Here is a 15,770-nt window from a genome sequence, read left to right on the forward strand (position 1 = left end):
GCACGGCGCCGGGAGCGCGTTTCACTATGCGATTGTGCGGTGCCGCCAGGGCCGAGTACCGGTGCCGGGCGCCGAGTACCGATGAAGGTCCTCGATCACGGCGGCACCGGCTGCGGCGGGCGTCGGGGCGATCAGACCGGGCGGGTGGCGCCGGCGATCGGCATGGTGTTGATCGAGGCGATCTCGACCGGCTTGCGCGGGTTGGCGGCGTGCACCATCTTGCCGTCGCCGATGTAGATGCCGACGTGGCTGATGCCCGAGTAGAAGAACACCAGGTCGCCGGGCTGCAGGTTGGCGATCGACACGTGCGGGTCGGCGGCGAACTGGTCGTTGGTCACGCGCGGCAGCGAGATGCCCGCGGACTTGTACGCCGCCTGGACCAGACCCGAGCAGTCGTAGGCGTTCGGGCCGGTGGCGCCGTACACGTACGGCTTGCCGATCTGCGCCTTGGCGAAGGCCACGGCCTGGGCGGCCTTGCTGCTCGACGCGGTGGACGCACCGCCGGTCGGCGCCTGGTTGCCCTTCGAGCCGCCGGTGGCGGGCTTGGCGGGGGCCTTGGCGGCGGGCTTGACCGACAGCGCGGCCGACGGCTTGGTGGTGGTCTTGCCGGGCGTGACGCCGGTCTTCGGCTGCACCTTGATGCTCGGCTGGGCCGGGGCGGCGGCCTTGGAGAGCGCGGGCGCCGAGCCGGTCAGCTTGAGCGTCTGCCCGATCCGGATGAGGTCCGGGCCGGACAGGAGCACGTCGCGGTTGAGCTCGTACAGGCTCTGCCAGCCGCCGGTGACCTGGTTGGTCTGGGCGAGCCGGGACAGCGTGTCACCGGCCTTGACCACGTAGCCGGCCTTGTCGGCGGGAGCGGCGGTCTCCGACGCGGCGGGCGCGGCCTGGACCGGGGCGGACTCGACCGCGGCGGTCGGGGTCGCCGACAGCACGGCGGAGGCACCGGAGGGGACCTGCTCGGAGGTGGAGGGGGCGTACGCATGGGCCGTACCGGCAGCGGCGACCGGGATCACGACCCCCATGCCGGCGATGCCCACCGCCGCGACGAAGCGGCGGACGTTGGTGGGTCGAGCGGCGCGATGGCGAGCGTTTGCGGACAGCATGAAATGGGGTCCTCTCCTGTCGCCTACGAGGTGAGCTGTCGGATTCGGACTGGAGCAGCCCGGTCGCGCGACACGCGACTTCACCCCTAGCCGTCACCGGAACGATCCCGGCCACGGCGATTCACCTGGTTCCCCCGCTCCCGTCGGATTCTTCGATGTAGACCTCCCGCTGCCGGCGACGGGATTCGGCGTACCGGCGGCGGGGTTCACCCGAAAGGTGAATCGGCGAGAAAGGTAGGCAATGCGCATGCCGGATCACAACCGAAACGCGGACTTTGCCTCCGGCGTAAAGGCGGAATAAAGGCGACATCTCGTCCCGGTCTCGCTCGGCGCACCGGTGGTGACGAGGACATATCTCGGAGAGTGGCGTGATCATCCGGTCACGGAAAATAATCGAGATTCGTTGCGCGCGGCAGGAAATGAATTACTACATGAAGTCGGCTATATAGTTTATGTCCGTTTTATCCGTGCGGTCTACATCACATTTCGGACGGTTCGCCCGAGGGGCATGCCGGACATGCCGGCGATCGAACGATTCGCCCCCGGCCCGCTCCGCGCCGGCGCGATCCCCGCCGTCACAACTCGCGCAGCGCCGCCAAGAGCCGGTCTCGAGCCCAGTCCAACAACGCGTGCCGGGTCTCACCGCCGATCCGGACGAGCGCGACCTCGGTGAACCCGGCCTCGACGTACGGGCGCACCGCGTCGACGAACGCGCCCACGTCGTGTAGCCGATCTTGACCATGGGACGCGGGTGTCCGACCGGCTCGGCGGAAAACCCGCGCGATGCCCGCGCCGCGCCACGACCCGTGTCGCGACCGAGGGGTTTCCACCGGACACGCGTGCGGCGAGGCGGCACTGTGGTGCGCACGGGCGTGGCCGACGAGTGCGCCGATCGGGAACACCGGGGGTGGGGCATGATCGCCGCAGTGCGCGAGAGCGTCGCTACGGGAACGGCGTGGGCGTCGAGCGACCCGCAGGCGGGCCGGGACCTGGCGGACTGGTCCGCGCCGACGGGTCCGGCTCGGCTGTACCTGGTCCTGACGCTGGTCTGCGTGGGCTACTTCGTGGTCGCCTGGCTGCTCCGCTTCGCGCGCGCGTACCGGCTGCGCAGGCACCCCGCGCCGCCCACCGCCGGGCGCCCCCTCGACGTCTGGGAGATCGCGCTGCTGGTGGGCGGTCCGACTCGGTTCGCCCAGGTCGCGCTGGTGGCGATGCATCGCCGTCGACGGGCGGTGATCGGTGCGGATCGTCGGGTCAGCCTGCTCGCGCCACGGCCGGACGACGAGATCGAGCGCACGGTCTTCGACGCGGTCGGTCCGGCGCGCACCGCCTTGGTCGGGCCGGTGGTGGACGCCGTCGCCCGGCCCGGCCCGACCGCCGGATGGCGTCCGGTGCGGGCCCGGCTGGAACAGGACGGACTCCTGCTGACCGAGCAGGACGTCGACCCGCGCGGCATCGGCGGCCTGTGCGTGGTCCTGCTGCTCGGCGTCGTGCTCAGCTTCGCCGAGGCGGTGAGCGGCTCCCCGGCCTGGGCCGCGGTCGTCTTCTTCGCGCTGATCGTCCTCGTACCGCGGCTGTTCGCCAAGTCCCTCGCCGCGCAGACCATGGCCGGCCGGGCCCGGATCGTGGAACTCCGCACGATGCCGCCGACCGTGTGGACCGACACCGACGAGGACGTGCTGACCCGGATCGCGGTGTTCGGCCCGGAAGCGATCCCTGATCCGATCGTCCGCTCGTCCCTGATGTCGCCACCTCCCACGCCGTCGTCGAGTTGACCGGGCGGGCCCGGGCGAGCGGCAACGCGGGTCAGCCGGCGAACACCTCCACCAGGGACCAGATCGCCAGCCCGAGCATGCACGCGCCGCCGATTCGCTGCACGATCAGAAGCGGGACCCGCTTGGCGATGAACCGTCCCGCGAGCAGGGCCAGTGCGGAGACCGACATCAGTGCCGCGGCCGACCCGATCGCGGTGGACCAGGTGCCGTTGGTGGCCGCCAGGTTGGCGGTGGTGATCTGGGTGAGGTCGCCCCATTCGCTGATGAACACGGCTGTGAACGCGGTCGAGAAGACCGTCCGGAAACCGGTGACGGTCTTGCCCGCGGTGACCTCGTCGTCGTCGCCGGCCCCGCCGCGCAGCAGCATGAAGGCGCCGAAGCCGAACAGCGCGGCGGAGACGAGTTTGACGATCCAGCCGGGAAGGAGGCCGAGCAGACCGCCCGCGCCGACGGCGATGGCGACGTGCACGACGAACGCGGTCGAGGTGCCGAACCAGACGTACAGCGGTCGCATGCGGGTGCCCATGGCAAGCGACGCGAACATGGTCTTGTCCGGGAGTTCGGCGAGGAAGATGAGCCCGAAGGCGGTCAGGATCGCCAGAGGGTCGAGGTGCATCCGGGTGGCTTTCTGCGAGAGCCGGGCCCCGGATCTTCACGAAGGCGCCGCTCGGCGACCGGAGGACCACTCGGCCCGGCACGACGGGTGCACCCGCGCGGAACGCGGATGCGTCGATACCTGGCCGAAGGTCTCGCCCGCCCGCACAAGGCACGGGCCCGGCCACCGGGAGTCCGAGGACTCCAGCATGTCGACGACCGGTTCGCGGGGCTACTCCCCTTCGCTGCCGCAGACCCTACCGCACCTCGCCACCCGGCCGGCTACGGCGCGGCCGATCCCAGGACCCGGGCCAGCGACCAGCGCAGTTGGTCCTCGTCCAGCACCGCGTCCAGCGTGAGCACCTGCAACATGGTGCCGTCCAGCACCACGAGCGCCGCCGCGGCCGCCCGCGGTCCGACCCGGGCGGACAGGAAGTCGCCGACCCCCTCGACCCACGCCAGGGCGAACCCGCGCAGTTGCGGGCTGCGAGCCGCCGCCAGATACAACTCGTACTCGACCAGCGCGCGCGGGCGGTCCGCGAGGTATTCGGCGGTGAGCGCCGTGAGCACCGCCGGCAGGTCCTCGGCGTCGCGGGCCCGCCGCACCCACTCGTCCAGCAGCGCCACCGTCTCCGCCGACGCGTACGCGAGCGCTGCGGCGACCAGGTCGTCGAGCGACGCGAAGTAGTACGTCGTCGCCCCCAACGGCACACCGGCCCGGGCCGCGACCAGGCGATGCGTGGTGTTGCCCACCCCCACCTCGGCGATCACCTCGCACGCACCCCGTACGATCCGCAGCCGCCGACCCTCGGGATCGCGGGTCGCGGTCAATGCGCACCACCCAGGTTCAGCACCACCACGCCCGCGATCACCAGCGCCATCCCGAACGCCTTGAGCAGCGTCACCGGCTCGTTCAGGAACGCCGCCCCGACCAGCGCGATCGCCACGGTCCCCAGGCCGGACCAGATCGCGTAGGCCGTGCCCACCTGCAACTGCCGCAACGACAGCGTCAGCAGGTAGAAGGCTCCCGCGTAGCCGGCCAGACACGTCAGGGTCGGCCACAGCCGGGTGAACCCATCGGTGCTCTTGAGCAGGCTGGTCGCGATCACCTCACACGAGATCGCCAGTCCCAGGAACAGCCAGGCCACGAGCTTCTCCCTCCGAGTGGTGCGGACGCAGTGCTGCGGACGCAGTGGTACAGATGTACAAGTACAAATGTACAAGTCCGAGGTGTGGGGATGTCCAGGGCGAATCGGTCGGTAGGCTGCGTCGGTGTCCATCGAACGGCCGGATCCGCACTGGGGCGTGACGGCCGCTCGACTCGCCGCGCGTGCCGTCGCGTCGCCGCCGTCGATCGGTGCGACCCGGTTGGTTGCGGTGGACGGGATCGGCGGGTCCGGCAAGTCCACGCTCGCCGATGCGCTCGCCGTGCGGCTGGGGGGTGCGCCCGTGGTGCGTCTGGACGACTTCGCCCGGCCCGGGGACTTCTTCGGCTGGCTGCCGCGACTGCGCGCTCGACTGCTCGAACCGCTCGCCCGGGGTGAGGCGACCCGCTGCGACACCTACGACTGGGCCGGCTATCGGGTCAGCGGCTGGAGCGAGGTGCCGGCCGCGCCGGTGTTGATCCTGGAGGGGGTCGGCGCGGCCCGGCGCGAGCTCGGCCCGGTGACCGCGCTGCGGATCCGTGTCGACACGCCCGGCGAGCTCGCCGCCGCTCGCACCCTGGACCGGGACGGTCCCCAGGTCGCCTGGTTCTGGCGGCTGTGGCGCGCCGCCGAGGCCGCACACCTGGCCGAAGACCGCCCCTGGACCCGCCCGCACCTGCGCGTCGACGGGACCGGCGGGCCAGGTGAGGCCGGGGCCGGCGCCGATCGGCGGATACCTGCCGGCAGGGGCGGTCGACGGTAGCCGCCTCGGGGTGGGGAGGGATCACACGCCGGCGGCGCCGGCCGGGCGCGCGGTCGCAGACACCACCTCGCCGGGGACACCGCCCCGGACCGCACGCGCGCCGCCCGTCCCGCGCGCGGGCTCACCCCCGGCGCGGGACGAGCAAGTCCCCGCGAATCCCGCCTATTTGCGCCCGAGGCGGCGTGGCGCGACGTCCATCGCGTTGGACCGGCGGTCCTCGGCGAGGTCGGCGATCTCCTCGGGATCGGCGTTGTTCGCCCGCGCGTACTCCTCGGCCATCGCCGTCGAACTCGACCAGCCGCTCCAGTAGTTCTCGGTGCGGCCGAGGCCCGAACCGTGTTCGAGCCCGGCGGTGTCCGCGGCCAGCGCGTGCGCCGTGTACCAGTCCATCATCCGGCCGGCGGGGATGCCGACGTGCGGGATGTAGCTGAGGACCTGCGCGGTCGTGAGGTACTGGAACTTGCGGTTCCAGGTCGCCTCGGTGACCCCCGCCTCGCGCGCTGCGACGATCGACTCGTCACGCAGACCGTCCATGGTCCCGAGCGCGTTGAACGCCTGCCGGGCCTCGACGTCCATGGCCGGCAACGCGCCCGGCGCCTTGACCACCGGGTGATGGGCCAACACGTCGGCGGCATGGTTGACGGTGGCGCCGTGCATGACCGCGAATGCCTCGGGATCGGTGCCGGCGGCGGTGATCACCCGCATCAGGTCCTGGTCGTGGAACATCGAACCGTTCCGGCCGTCCTTGGCCACGAGTTGGTCGTACACGCCGTCGCCCATGTACGACGCGACCATGTTGCCCACGCTGTCGCGCATGATCGCCGGGAACTTGCCCTGCTTCCCGTCCTCCCCGCCCAGCGCCGAGACGGTGTCGCGCATGATCTGCTTCATCGTCTCGTCGTGCACGGGATGGTCGCCGCCGGGCAGACCGTAGCCGCCGGTGGGCACCCGGCCGGTGGCGGCGGCCTCCAACGCGCGCCCCAACTGGTCGTAGCCGGGCGGGGTGTAGCCCTCGGGAATCGGCCCGGCGCCGTCCCAGTCCATCAGCCAGTGCCGGTCCTTGAGCATGTAGGCGACCTCGCCCGGGTGCTCGGCCGGATCGAAGAACTCCTTCGCGGCCTCCGGGTTGTTGCCGAACGCGGCCATCAGGCCGGTCATCGGGTCGAGCCCCGCGCCGTGCCCGTCGGTGATGTCGAGCCGGAACCCGTTGTACATCGCCCCCGACGGGGTGTTCTTGAGCCATACCGCGGGATCGTCCCGCTCCATGGCACGCATGTCCTGGCCGATCCGGCGCAGGAAATCGGTGTCCTGATTCCCGGTGTCCAGCAGGGTGCCCAGGAGTTGGTAACCGTAGGGCTGAAACGAATACAGTCCGATGTCGGTCTTCTCCCGGCCGGCCCGCTCGAGTTCGTCGATCCAATTCTGATCGACGTGCGGTCCGGGCCCCTTGCCGGTCCCGGCGGCCAACACCCGGCCCAGATCGGCCTGGATGGCCTTGAGGTCCTCCTGCTGGTCCTTGGGCACATCGCTGCCCGCGCCCAGCTTGGCGATCATGCCCGCCAGCCACAGGGTGCCGCGCGGGCCCTGCTGGTTCAGGAACGGCGTACCGAACGCCGGATCGTCGGCGTTGGCGGCGAGCAGGTTGCGCAGTTCGCCGCGTTCGGCCGGGCTGAGCATCATCAGCCGGTTGGCCAGGTCGGTCGCCCGACGGGCGTCCTGGGCCGGCCCCGCGCCGACCGCCTTGCCGTTGAACTTCTTCGGGTCCTCGCCGCGGGTGTCCGCGTTCAATGCGAACGCGGCGCGCTGGTCGGCGGCGGTGGCCTCGGTCAGTGCCTTGCCGATCCGGTCGGCGATGGCCTGTGCCGCCTCCTTGAGCGGTTTGGTCACCGCGTCGTAGTCGTCCGGCGGCAGGTTGCGTGCGTACGGTGGCGCCGTCCAGTGCACGCCGCCGCTGTCGTCCACGGTCAGCTTCTGGTCGACCGCGTCGGCGATCGCCTTGGCCAGGTGCTCCTTCGCGGTCTTGAGGTCGCCCGCGGCGTCGAGCAGCACGGTGCGCAGCGCCGCCGCCTCGGTGTGCGCGTCCTCGATCTGGCCCGACATGGTGCGCAGTTCGCCGATCCCGGTGTTCGCCTCGGAGCCCTTCCAGGCGCCATTGGCGAGCGGGGAGACCACGTCGCGGTCCACGTCGCCGTGCTGGGTGTGCATGCGGTCGGGCAACGTGGCCCACACCTCGGCGGCGGTGGTCAGCGTGCCCAGGTCGACATCGCGCAGGTGGATGAAGTCGACCACGGCTCAGCCTCCGAACGTCGTGCAGACGGTTTTCTCGGTGCTGCGCCAGTTGCTCGCCGTGCTGCTCAGATTGCCCGCCCGGCCCGCGAGCGTGTCGGCCACCGCGATGGTGCGGTCGTGCCAGGCCGTGTGTGCGCCGTCCAGCGCCTTGGCCAGATCGAAGCCGGCCAGCGCCTTGGAAGCCGGCTCGAGCGCGGTGACGCCCTTGAGGCCGGCACTGCGGAAGTCGCCCGCGATCTCCCGCAGTCGGCCGGCGGCGGAGTCGAGCGTGCCGGGCTCGACGTGCACATCCGGCGCCTGCGGCGCGCAACCCGGGCGCGGGTTGGGCGTGTTCGTCGCGGCGTAGGGACTCTTGGCCAACCGGGGCATCCCCGGATTGATTATCGAGTCGAAGTCGGTCGTCATGGTGTAACCCCCGAGTCACCAGTGCGATACGCGTCATACACCTGTGGTACCCGGCCATCCAAGACCACCGGCGCCGACTTGATCAACCAATGCGCGGGCATCAGGGCGGAAGATGCCGGATCGGGATCTCGACGACGGGCGCTCGACGGGCGTGCCGGTGCCGGTGGCGGGTGCCGCCCGAGTGGGTGACGTGCCGCCGTTCGTGCGGGGCTCGGGCCGATGTGCCGGCGATCCCGGGGCGGGCGGGAGACGCTGTCGTGGTACCCGTCGACGCAGACCCGGGAGCCTCCGATGACCGACAACGGACCACCGCCCGCCCGCTACGACGACCTGCGGGCGCTGTTCGTCAACTGCACGCTCAAGCGCTCACCCGAGGTCAGCAACACCCAGGGGCTCGTGGACCTCAGCCGCGGCATCATGACCCGACACGGGGTCACGGTCGACGAATTCCGCGCGGTCGACCACGAGATCGCCACCGGCGTGTGGCCGGACATGAGCGACCGGGGTTGGCCCGGCGACGAGTGGCCCGCGCTGTACGAGCGGGTGTCGGCCGCGGACATCCTGGTCCTGGCCGGGCCGATCTGGCTGGGCGACAACAGTTCGGTGCTCAAGCGGGTGGTGGAGCGGCTGTACGCGTGCTCGGGTCTGCTCAACGACGCGGGGCAGTACGCGTACTACGGGCGGGTCGGCGGTTGCCTGATCACCGGCAACGAGGACGGCGTCAAGCACTGCGCGATGAACGTGCTGTACAGCCTCCAGCACCTGGGCTACGTCATCCCGCCGCAGGCGGACGCCGGCTGGATCGGCGAGGTCGGGCCGGGGCCGTCCTACCTGGACCCGGGTTCGGGCGGTCCGGGGAACGACTTCACCAACCGCAACACGACGTTCATGACCTGGAACCTGATGCACCTGGCCCGAATGCTCAAGGACGCGGGCGGAATCCCGGCGTACGGCAATCAGCGCTCCGGCTGGGCCGCGGGGTGTCGCTACGACTTCGAGAACCCGGACTATCGCTGAGCCCTACGACGTCGGCAGGTCCGGCAGCGCGGCGATCGCCTCGGGGGTCCAGGTGCCGGCCGCGCCCGGGCAGCCGGCCAGGTAGCGTGCCGCGCGGAGCGTGGACCAGCCGTGCGACTCGGCGAGGCCGGCCCTCAGGTGCCGCAGATAGGCGGCGGCCGGCGCGTTCCACGGCGCGTCGGCGCTGCGCCAGGGGGCGGTCAGGGCGAGGATCGCATGCCCGTCGGCGGTCCCCACCCGGACGACCGTCTCGTAGCGACCCGGACCCAGCGTGGCCCGTCCGATGGTCGCGAGCGTGCTCAGATCCGGGTCGACTCCGGGCGCGCGGTACATCTCCTGCGCGGCCAGGTCGCCGAACTGCGACGTGGTGAGCAGGTAGGCCCGGGCGGGGGTGCGGCCCGGATCCAGCGGGTCGTACAGGGCGAGTCCGCCGGTCCAGTTCTTCGATTCGAAGGCGAAGTACATCCGGCCCGGCAGCACCACCGGGCGCGTGGCGCGTGGCGCGGAGGGGTCCCGGCAGCCGGGATAGGTGCGCATACCGCCGGGCGGTCGGCCGCCGCGCAGGTAACAGTCCAGCCGCGCGGCGTGCATGTTGGACCCGTACGCGGCATACCAGACCAGGTCGCAACCCACCCGACGCAGCCTAGGCCCTGCCCGGCCGAGTGTACCGTCATACCGCCGAACGAGCGGCACGTGCGGGGCCGAGGGCGTGAACGCACGGATGGGCGGCGCGGTTCTGGGCAACCATGAGTAGGCGTGCGGTCGCCGATCGCCGGGTCGGCCGGGGTCGACCCGGGATCGGAACCGAAGTCCCGCGCGCGCCGGGCCGCGGCCGATCGTGCCGTCACCGCCGCGCAGGCACCGCGAAGGAGCCCAGGATGCCCGATCCGTTGCCGCCGCCCACCGTGGACCAAGCCGTCGCGGATGTCCTCGATGCCCACCAGGTCCCGCTGGAGGCGACCGTTCGAGTGGACCCGTATCCCGACATGGCGGTGGGCGACCTGCTGACCCTGTCCTGGCACGGCCCGGACACCGCGGCCTTCACCGTCTGCGTGCCGATCACGGGGCACGCGCTGGGCCGACCGGTCCTGTTCAAGGTGCCCGCCGCCGAGATCCTCCCGCACGCGGGCGCCCACGTCACATTGAGCTATCGGCTGGAGCGTCCCGGTGCGGAGGTCGCCGGCGACTCGGCCGCACTGGTGCTCAGGATCGAACTGGACGAGGCGGCGGCCACCCCCACCGAGGCGCGGTAACGGCACGGTGCCGGTCGCGCGCGAGTCCAATTGGTCTCACGAGCAGCCGGGCACCAAGGGAACCACCGGGCAACCGAACGGCCGAACAGCCGCGCAACAGACCGGGCAACCGACCACCGAGCGGCCGCCCTACCGCGCCGCCGACCCGCCGAGGTGCCGCACGTCCCACACCTGGACGTCCGCCACCTGCCGGCCCGGCCCGAGCAGGGCGGTCAGCGTCGCCGCGAGTTCGGCCCGATGGCGATGCTCGGGCAACACCACCACGTCGGCCCGCCAGTGGGCCAGGTTCGCACGGGCCTCGCGGCGCTGATCCTCGGTGATCTCCGGAACCGCGCCGTCGGCGGCGACCCGGCCCAACAGCGCCGAGGTCGGGCTGTAGTCCGCCCCGTAGACGCCGATCCGATCGGGACCCCACGGACCGACGAAGTAGCCCTCCGCGAGTGGGAAGCCCAGATCGGCCACGCTCTGCCAGTGCAGCGCGGTGGCGTCGCCGACGTTGGGCAGCGGCACCACCACGACGGAACCGTTGTCCACGTACGGCCGCCACCCGCCGTCCGCGAAGAACTTCGGCACCGGTTGCCGGTCCCGGACATCCAGCGGCGTGGGCGCGATCGGCAACAGCGCCATGGTCAGCACCGCCGCCCAGATCAGCCGGACCGGGACCTCGCGCCCCTCGGGGACGGACCGCGCCGAGTCGAGGACCCGGTCGGTGGCCAGGGCCAGCAGTACCGCGACGGCCGGGACGCAGACCAGCGTGAAGCGCGATTCCAGGATCGACTCGAACAGGGGCAGGTCGTTCACCAACCGCCACGGACCGGGCAGGCCGGTGTCGTCGTGGTCGACCACGATCTCCAGGCCCAGCGACAGCAGCGCCGCCACCGCCGCGGTGATCGCCGCGGCGCGGGCGACGGCCAGTCGGCGCAGCCAGGCCACCAGGAAGAGGGTGAGGATCACCAGTGGCCAGCCGAAGAACGCGTTCTCCTCGGTGGTTCCCTCGGACAGCACCGCCGCGCCGGCCCGGTCGCCGCCGAGCGAGTCGCTCGCGTACGCGGTGAACGCGGCCAGGTCGTTGCCCGACTCGTGTTCGAGCGTGGAGTAGTGCTGCGGTCCGAAGAACTGCACCCACAGCGGGTAGGCGACCAGCGCCATCGACACCGCGGCGCCGATCAGCAGCCCGGTGCCCAACGGCCGGGCCGCCGCCCGCGCCGCGTCCGGCGCGTTCATGGCGTACACGGTCCCGAACACCATCAGCCCGACCGCGGCGAACAGCAGCGGCTCCTCGCCGATGAAGATCTGGAACGCGATCAGCAGCCCGAGCACGACCCCGTCGCGAATCGGCCGCTCGTCCTGCCACAGCCGGATCAGCCTCTCGATGATCGGCGGGATCACGAACAGCACCACGAAGTTCGGATGCGCGTTGGCATGCGAGACGATCGGCGGCGCGAAGCCGCACAGTGCGCCGCCCAGGACCGCGGCCGGCGTGGCGCGCACCAGCCGGCGGGCCAGCAACCGATACCACGCGAAGGCGCTGCCGGCCAGGCCACCGGTGAGCACCAGGGCCCACGTGGTGGTGGGGCCGAAGAGCAGGGTGACCGGGGTCAGCGGGATGCCGAGGCCGAGCATGGCCGTGTTGGCCATCATGTTCACGCCCAGCGGATGGTTCTGCAGGTCCGAGACCAGCGGGTCGCGGAAGTTGCGGACCGCGTCGGCGGTGGCGTCGAAGAACCACTCCCACATGTTCTGGTCCTGGCCGCCGTTGACCAGGTAGGCGCGGTCGAGGTCGGCCCACAGGTCCTTGTACAGCCACCACGCCAGGACCAGGAACAGGGCACCGATCCACAGGTCCGCCGCGCGCCCGCCGCGCAGCCGGACGGAGATCCGGCGCACGAGCCGGCGGGGATCGGTGCGTTGCCGGGCCTCGGCGACGGGCATGGGTGTCGGGTCCTTCCGGGGGCTACGGCTCGCCACAGGTGTGCACGTGGTCCGGGCGAGGTGCCCGTACCGGGCGACTGCGCTGCGGCACCCGGTCGGGGAGGGGCGACGAGGCGCATCTCGACCGATGGGGGCGATCCCCGCGGCGCGTACCGGGACCGAAGCACCCGGCGGGGCGCGCTACGGCGGTTGATCGCCGGCCATGCTACGAGGGCCGGCCGGTCGACCGTACGGCGGGGTTGCCCCGCTCGGTCGGCGCGGGATGCCCGGGCGCGGGACGTCGGGCGCGGGGCGCGGCGAAATTCGCCGGCTCGATCGGGCGCGCTCGATGAGGATGGCCGGGTGTCGATCCTTTGGAGACCCCCCGGGGCGGGGTCGAGTACACCCTCACCCGGGCCGACCGGGCCCGATCCGGGACCGGGCCGGCCGCCGGATGAGCCTTTGCGCCCCGGCCCCCGGCCGGCCCACCCACCCGCTCTGCCCGTCGCCGCGGGCCGCATGGGAAGCTGCGCCGTGTGACTGTTCTTGGCGGTGTGCCACTCTTTGTCGGACGCGAGCCCGAGTTGGGGCGACTCGTCGAGGCGCTTCGTGAGGCCGATGGAGGCGAACCCCGCGTCGTGCTGACGACCGGGGAGGCCGGAGTCGGCAAGACCCGGTTGCTGGAGGAGTTCCTGGTCCAGGCGGCCGGGCGCGCCGAGCAGACCACGGTCGCAGTCGGCGCGTGTCTCGAATTGGGCGCCGAGGGGCTGCCCTTCGCACCGTTCTCGGCGATCCTGCGCACCCTCGCCGACGCGCTCGGCGAGGACTTCGAGGCCGCCGTCGGCGACCGGCGCCGCGAACTGGCCTGGATCTCGCCGGCCCTGGCCGCCGAACCCGGCCACGGCCCGGCGCCCGAGCGGGCCCGACTGTACGAGTCGGCGCTGCGCCTGCTGGAGCGGGTCGGCGAGGACCGCACGCTGATCGTCGCCTTCGAGGACCTGCACTGGGCCGACTCGGCCACCCGCGAACTGCTCGCGTTCCTGGTCCGCTCGCTGCGCCGGGGCCGGATCCTGCTGGTGGGCACGCTGCGTGCGGACGCGATGGACCGCAGCCACCCGATGCGCCGACTGGTCGCCGAACTGGAGCGGATCCGCACGGTGACCCGGCTCGAACTCGGCCGACTCACCATGCCCCAGGTCGAGGAACACCTGACCGGCCTGCTCGGCGGCACCCCCTCGCGCGCCCTCACCCAGCAGGTGTTCGAGCGCTCCGAGGGCAACGCGTTCTTCGTCGAGGAACTCGCCGCCGGAGTCCGCGACGGCCGGCTCGCCGGTCTCTCCGACACGCTGCGCGACCTGCTGCTGATCCGGATCGAGCAACTGCCCGAGCAGGCCCGACGGGTGGTGCGGCTGGCCGCCGTGGGCGGCATCGGGGTCGAGCACCGGCTGCTCGCCGAGGTGGCCGGCCTCGATCCGGACACGCTGGAGACGGCGCTGCGCGCGGCGGTGTCCGGACACGTCCTGGTGGCGGAGGCGGACGGCGAGGGCTACTCCTTCCGGCACGCGCTGGTGCGCGAGGCGGCCCTGGGCGACCTGCTTCCGGGCGAACGCACCCGGATGTACGCGGCGTTCGCCGAGGCCCTGGACACCCTGGTCGAGCGCGGTGAACTGCCGGCGCACCGCGACCACGTGGACCGCCGGGCCCACTACTGGATCGCCGCCGCCCGACCGGCCCTGGCGCTGCCCGCGAGCGTGACCGCCGCGGCCGCCGCCGCCGACCGATACGCGTTCGGCGAGGCATGGGCGCTGTACGAGAGCGCGATCACCATGTGGGACCAGGTCCCCGATCCCGAGCAACTGACCGGCACGACGCTGGCGCAGGTGCTGGACGGCGCCATCGTCGCGGCCCGCTACGACAACTCCGGCGACCGCGAACTGGCCTTGCTGCGCCAGGCGTTGGCCCTGGTCGACGAGGAGTGTGAGCCGGCCCGGGCGGCGGCGCTGTGGACCCAGCGGGCGAAGACGCTCAGCCGGTTGGGTCGCGGTCCGGGCATGGTCGAACTGGAGCACGCGGAACGGCTGTTGCAGGACCGGCCGGAATCGATCGAGTACGCGAACGTGATGATCCGGATCGCCCGCGCGCACTTTCTGGAGGGGGTCGCCGGGGAGGCGACCCGGATCGCCCGGCAGGTCCTGGAGATCGCTCGGCGACTGGACGACCAGGACATGATCGCCGGTACCCTCCAGACGTTGTCCTGGTTCCTCACCGGAAGCGGCGAACTCGACGAGTCGCAGGCGCTCGCGCACGGACTGGAGGCGGTCCGTGTCGCCGAGGCGGCGCGGGAGGGCAAGCCGGACACGCTCGTCTACGTGCTCGGCAACTGGGCCTCGGTATTGGAAGGGGTCGGCCGACACGACGAGTCGGTGGAGGCGGCCCGCCGGGCGCTGGACCTGTCCCGCGACCGCGGCGTGATCCGCAACACGGGCGCATTCGTCCTGGGCAACCTCGCGGAGAGTCTGTTCTCGCTCGGCCGCTGGGACGAGGTGGCCAAGACGGTGGACGACATCCGTGAGTACGACGCCGACGGATGCGCCACCGGACACGCCGAACGTGTGCTGGCCATGGCCCACCTGGTTCGCGGCAACGTGTCCGAGGCCGCCGGCCACCTGACGCACGCGCGCGAAAGCTCACGCGGCATGTATCAGGAGGCACAACACCGAATCCCGCAGTCCGGCGCCGAGATCGCACTGGCCCGGGCGCTGGGGCGACGGGCCGAAGTGGGCGAGATCCTGGACGCGGAACTGCGGGCCGGCTTCGGGGTCGGCAACCAGCGGTTCGCCTTCCCGCTGCTGATCGAGGCGGCGCGCGCGTACGCCGAGGACGAGCCCACCGAGGCGATTCGGGCCGAGTCGGCTCGGATCCGGGCGGCGGGTGCCGCGCTGGCCGTGCACTGCGAACTGGACCGCACCCAGGCACTGACGTTGGTCGCGCACCTGGACCGGGCCGAGGGCCGCGCCACCGTCGCGCAGTGGCAGGACGTGGTAGCGGCCTGGGAGTCGACCACCCAGCCGTATCCCACCGCCTTGGCACACGCCGACCTCGGCGCCGCGCTGGTGGCCGCCGGCGATCGGGCCGCGGCCGGCGCGGCCCTGGCCCGGGCGCACGGCGCCGCCGGGCGACTGGGCACGACGCCGCTGCGCGACCAGGTCGAACTGCTGGCCCGCCGGGCCCGGATCGACCTGCCGGGCCGCCTTGGAACCGGTGCCGGACGTGCGGCGCACCAGGCCGGTGACCTCACGCCCCGCGAGCGGGAGGTGCTGCGTCTGCTGATCGAGGGGCGCAGCAACCGGCAGATCGCCGAGACCCTGTTCATCAGCGTCAAGACGGCCAGCGTGCATGTGTCGAACATCCTGGCCAAGCTGGAGGTGGCCACGCGCGGCGAAGCCGCCGCACTGGCCCACCGCATGCGCCTGGTGGACGACGAACCCCTCGCCGGATAGGCCCGAGCGGGGTGC

General features: G+C 72.1%; 13 protein-coding genes, 1 pseudogene and 1 riboswitch. Of the genes and pseudogenes, 5 read left to right on the plus strand and 9 right to left on the minus strand.

Features of this window, described 5'->3' with window-relative positions:
• Nucleotides 1-131 precede the first annotated feature (131 nt).
• Both A3IC_RS63735 and A3IC_RS68165 read right to left on the minus strand, forming a co-directional pair.
• Entirely contained in the window at nucleotides 132-1,103 is a 972-nt protein-coding gene (locus A3IC_RS63735; RefSeq protein WP_020557525.1) for a peptidoglycan endopeptidase, read from the minus strand.
• Between the two features lie 6 nt (nucleotides 1,104-1,109).
• Nucleotides 1,110-1,268: riboswitch (cyclic di-AMP (ydaO/yuaA leader) on the minus strand.
• Nucleotides 1,269-1,678: 410 nt separating this feature from the next.
• A pseudogene (locus A3IC_RS68165) lies at nucleotides 1,679-1,825 on the minus strand (LLM class F420-dependent oxidoreductase); the annotation flags it as partial.
• A 204-nt stretch (nucleotides 1,826-2,029) separates the two neighbouring features.
• Here A3IC_RS68165 and A3IC_RS0149770 point away from each other — a divergent pair.
• Complete coding sequence (locus tag A3IC_RS0149770; RefSeq protein ID WP_158696431.1) at nucleotides 2,030-2,878, plus strand: TIGR04222 domain-containing membrane protein; 849 nt, start codon at nucleotides 2,030-2,032, stop codon at nucleotides 2,876-2,878.
• A 31-nt stretch (nucleotides 2,879-2,909) separates the two neighbouring features.
• Here the strand turns inward: A3IC_RS0149770 and A3IC_RS0149775 are convergent, their stop codons facing one another.
• The 3 genes from A3IC_RS0149775 to A3IC_RS0149785 form a co-directional block, all read right to left on the minus strand.
• Nucleotides 2,910-3,494 (minus strand): TMEM165/GDT1 family protein, encoded by a 585-nt coding sequence (locus A3IC_RS0149775; protein WP_020557528.1) that lies wholly within the window; start codon nucleotides 3,492-3,494, stop codon nucleotides 2,910-2,912.
• A gap of 260 nt (nucleotides 3,495-3,754) precedes the next feature.
• Nucleotides 3,755-4,303, minus strand: coding sequence for a TetR/AcrR family transcriptional regulator (locus tag A3IC_RS0149780; protein WP_020557529.1), 549 nt, complete (start codon nucleotides 4,301-4,303; stop codon nucleotides 3,755-3,757).
• Nucleotides 4,300-4,620, minus strand: coding sequence for a DMT family transporter (locus A3IC_RS0149785; RefSeq protein ID WP_020557530.1), 321 nt, complete (start codon nucleotides 4,618-4,620; stop codon nucleotides 4,300-4,302). Before A3IC_RS0149785 ends, A3IC_RS0149780 begins: the two co-directional genes overlap by 4 nt.
• A 124-nt stretch (nucleotides 4,621-4,744) precedes the next feature.
• On the opposite strand from A3IC_RS0149785, the gene A3IC_RS61180 reads away from it, so the two are divergent.
• The gene (locus tag A3IC_RS61180; protein ID WP_020557531.1) at nucleotides 4,745-5,380 is read left to right on the plus strand and encodes a uridine kinase family protein; all 636 of its coding nucleotides are present in this window, start codon (nucleotides 4,745-4,747) and stop codon (nucleotides 5,378-5,380) included.
• Between the two features lie 162 nt (nucleotides 5,381-5,542).
• On the opposite strand, the gene A3IC_RS0149795 is transcribed toward A3IC_RS61180, so the two are convergent.
• Both A3IC_RS0149795 and A3IC_RS0149800 read right to left on the minus strand, forming a co-directional pair.
• Nucleotides 5,543-7,669: a DUF6571 family protein gene (locus A3IC_RS0149795; protein ID WP_020557532.1), complete on the minus strand. Its 2,127-nt coding sequence runs from the start codon at nucleotides 7,667-7,669 to the stop codon at nucleotides 5,543-5,545.
• Nucleotides 7,670-7,672: 3 nt separating this feature from the next.
• Complete coding sequence (locus A3IC_RS0149800) at nucleotides 7,673-8,074, minus strand: WXG100 family type VII secretion target (protein WP_020557533.1); 402 nt, start codon at nucleotides 8,072-8,074, stop codon at nucleotides 7,673-7,675.
• Nucleotides 8,075-8,365: 291 nt separating this feature from the next.
• Between A3IC_RS0149800 and A3IC_RS0149805 the strand changes: the two genes are divergently transcribed.
• Complete coding sequence (locus A3IC_RS0149805) at nucleotides 8,366-9,091, plus strand: flavodoxin family protein (RefSeq protein WP_020557534.1); 726 nt, start codon at nucleotides 8,366-8,368, stop codon at nucleotides 9,089-9,091.
• A 3-nt stretch (nucleotides 9,092-9,094) separates the two neighbouring features.
• Here A3IC_RS0149805 and A3IC_RS0149810 read toward each other — a convergent pair whose 3' ends face one another.
• Nucleotides 9,095-9,724: a hypothetical protein gene (locus tag A3IC_RS0149810; protein WP_020557535.1), complete on the minus strand. Its 630-nt coding sequence runs from the start codon at nucleotides 9,722-9,724 to the stop codon at nucleotides 9,095-9,097.
• A 245-nt stretch (nucleotides 9,725-9,969) separates the two neighbouring features.
• Between A3IC_RS0149810 and A3IC_RS0149815 the strand changes: the two genes are divergently transcribed.
• The gene (locus A3IC_RS0149815; RefSeq protein WP_020557536.1) at nucleotides 9,970-10,344 is read left to right on the plus strand and encodes a hypothetical protein; all 375 of its coding nucleotides are present in this window, start codon (nucleotides 9,970-9,972) and stop codon (nucleotides 10,342-10,344) included.
• A gap of 129 nt (nucleotides 10,345-10,473) precedes the next feature.
• On the opposite strand, the gene A3IC_RS0149820 is transcribed toward A3IC_RS0149815, so the two are convergent.
• The gene (locus tag A3IC_RS0149820) at nucleotides 10,474-12,276 is read right to left on the minus strand and encodes a hypothetical protein (RefSeq protein ID WP_020557537.1); all 1,803 of its coding nucleotides are present in this window, start codon (nucleotides 12,274-12,276) and stop codon (nucleotides 10,474-10,476) included.
• A 533-nt stretch (nucleotides 12,277-12,809) separates the two neighbouring features.
• On the opposite strand from A3IC_RS0149820, the gene A3IC_RS72855 reads away from it, so the two are divergent.
• Nucleotides 12,810-15,755, plus strand: coding sequence for a helix-turn-helix transcriptional regulator (locus A3IC_RS72855; protein ID WP_158696432.1), 2,946 nt, complete (start codon nucleotides 12,810-12,812; stop codon nucleotides 15,753-15,755).
• Nucleotides 15,756-15,770: the final 15 nt, after the last annotated feature.

The sequence above is a fragment of the Embleya scabrispora DSM 41855 genome (assembly GCF_000372745.1).
Classification (GTDB): Bacteria; Actinomycetota; Actinomycetes; order Streptomycetales; family Streptomycetaceae; genus Embleya; species Embleya scabrispora.

Excerpts from the sequence above, each read along its gene's own strand:
- A3IC_RS0149800 (WP_020557533.1), bottom strand. The coding sequence starts at position 8,074 with ATGACGACCGACTTCGACTCGATAATCAATCCGGGGATGCCCCGGTTG.
- A3IC_RS0149805 (WP_020557534.1), top strand. The coding sequence starts at position 8,366 with ATGACCGACAACGGACCACCGCCCGCCCGCTACGACGACCTGCGGGCG.
- A3IC_RS0149775 (WP_020557528.1), bottom strand. The coding sequence starts at position 3,494 with ATGCACCTCGACCCTCTGGCGATCCTGACCGCCTTCGGGCTCATCTTC.
- A3IC_RS0149820 (WP_020557537.1), bottom strand. The coding sequence starts at position 12,276 with ATGCCCGTCGCCGAGGCCCGGCAACGCACCGATCCCCGCCGGCTCGTG.
- A3IC_RS0149815 (WP_020557536.1), top strand. The coding sequence starts at position 9,970 with ATGCCCGATCCGTTGCCGCCGCCCACCGTGGACCAAGCCGTCGCGGAT.
- A3IC_RS63735 (WP_020557525.1), bottom strand. The coding sequence starts at position 1,103 with ATGCTGTCCGCAAACGCTCGCCATCGCGCCGCTCGACCCACCAACGTC.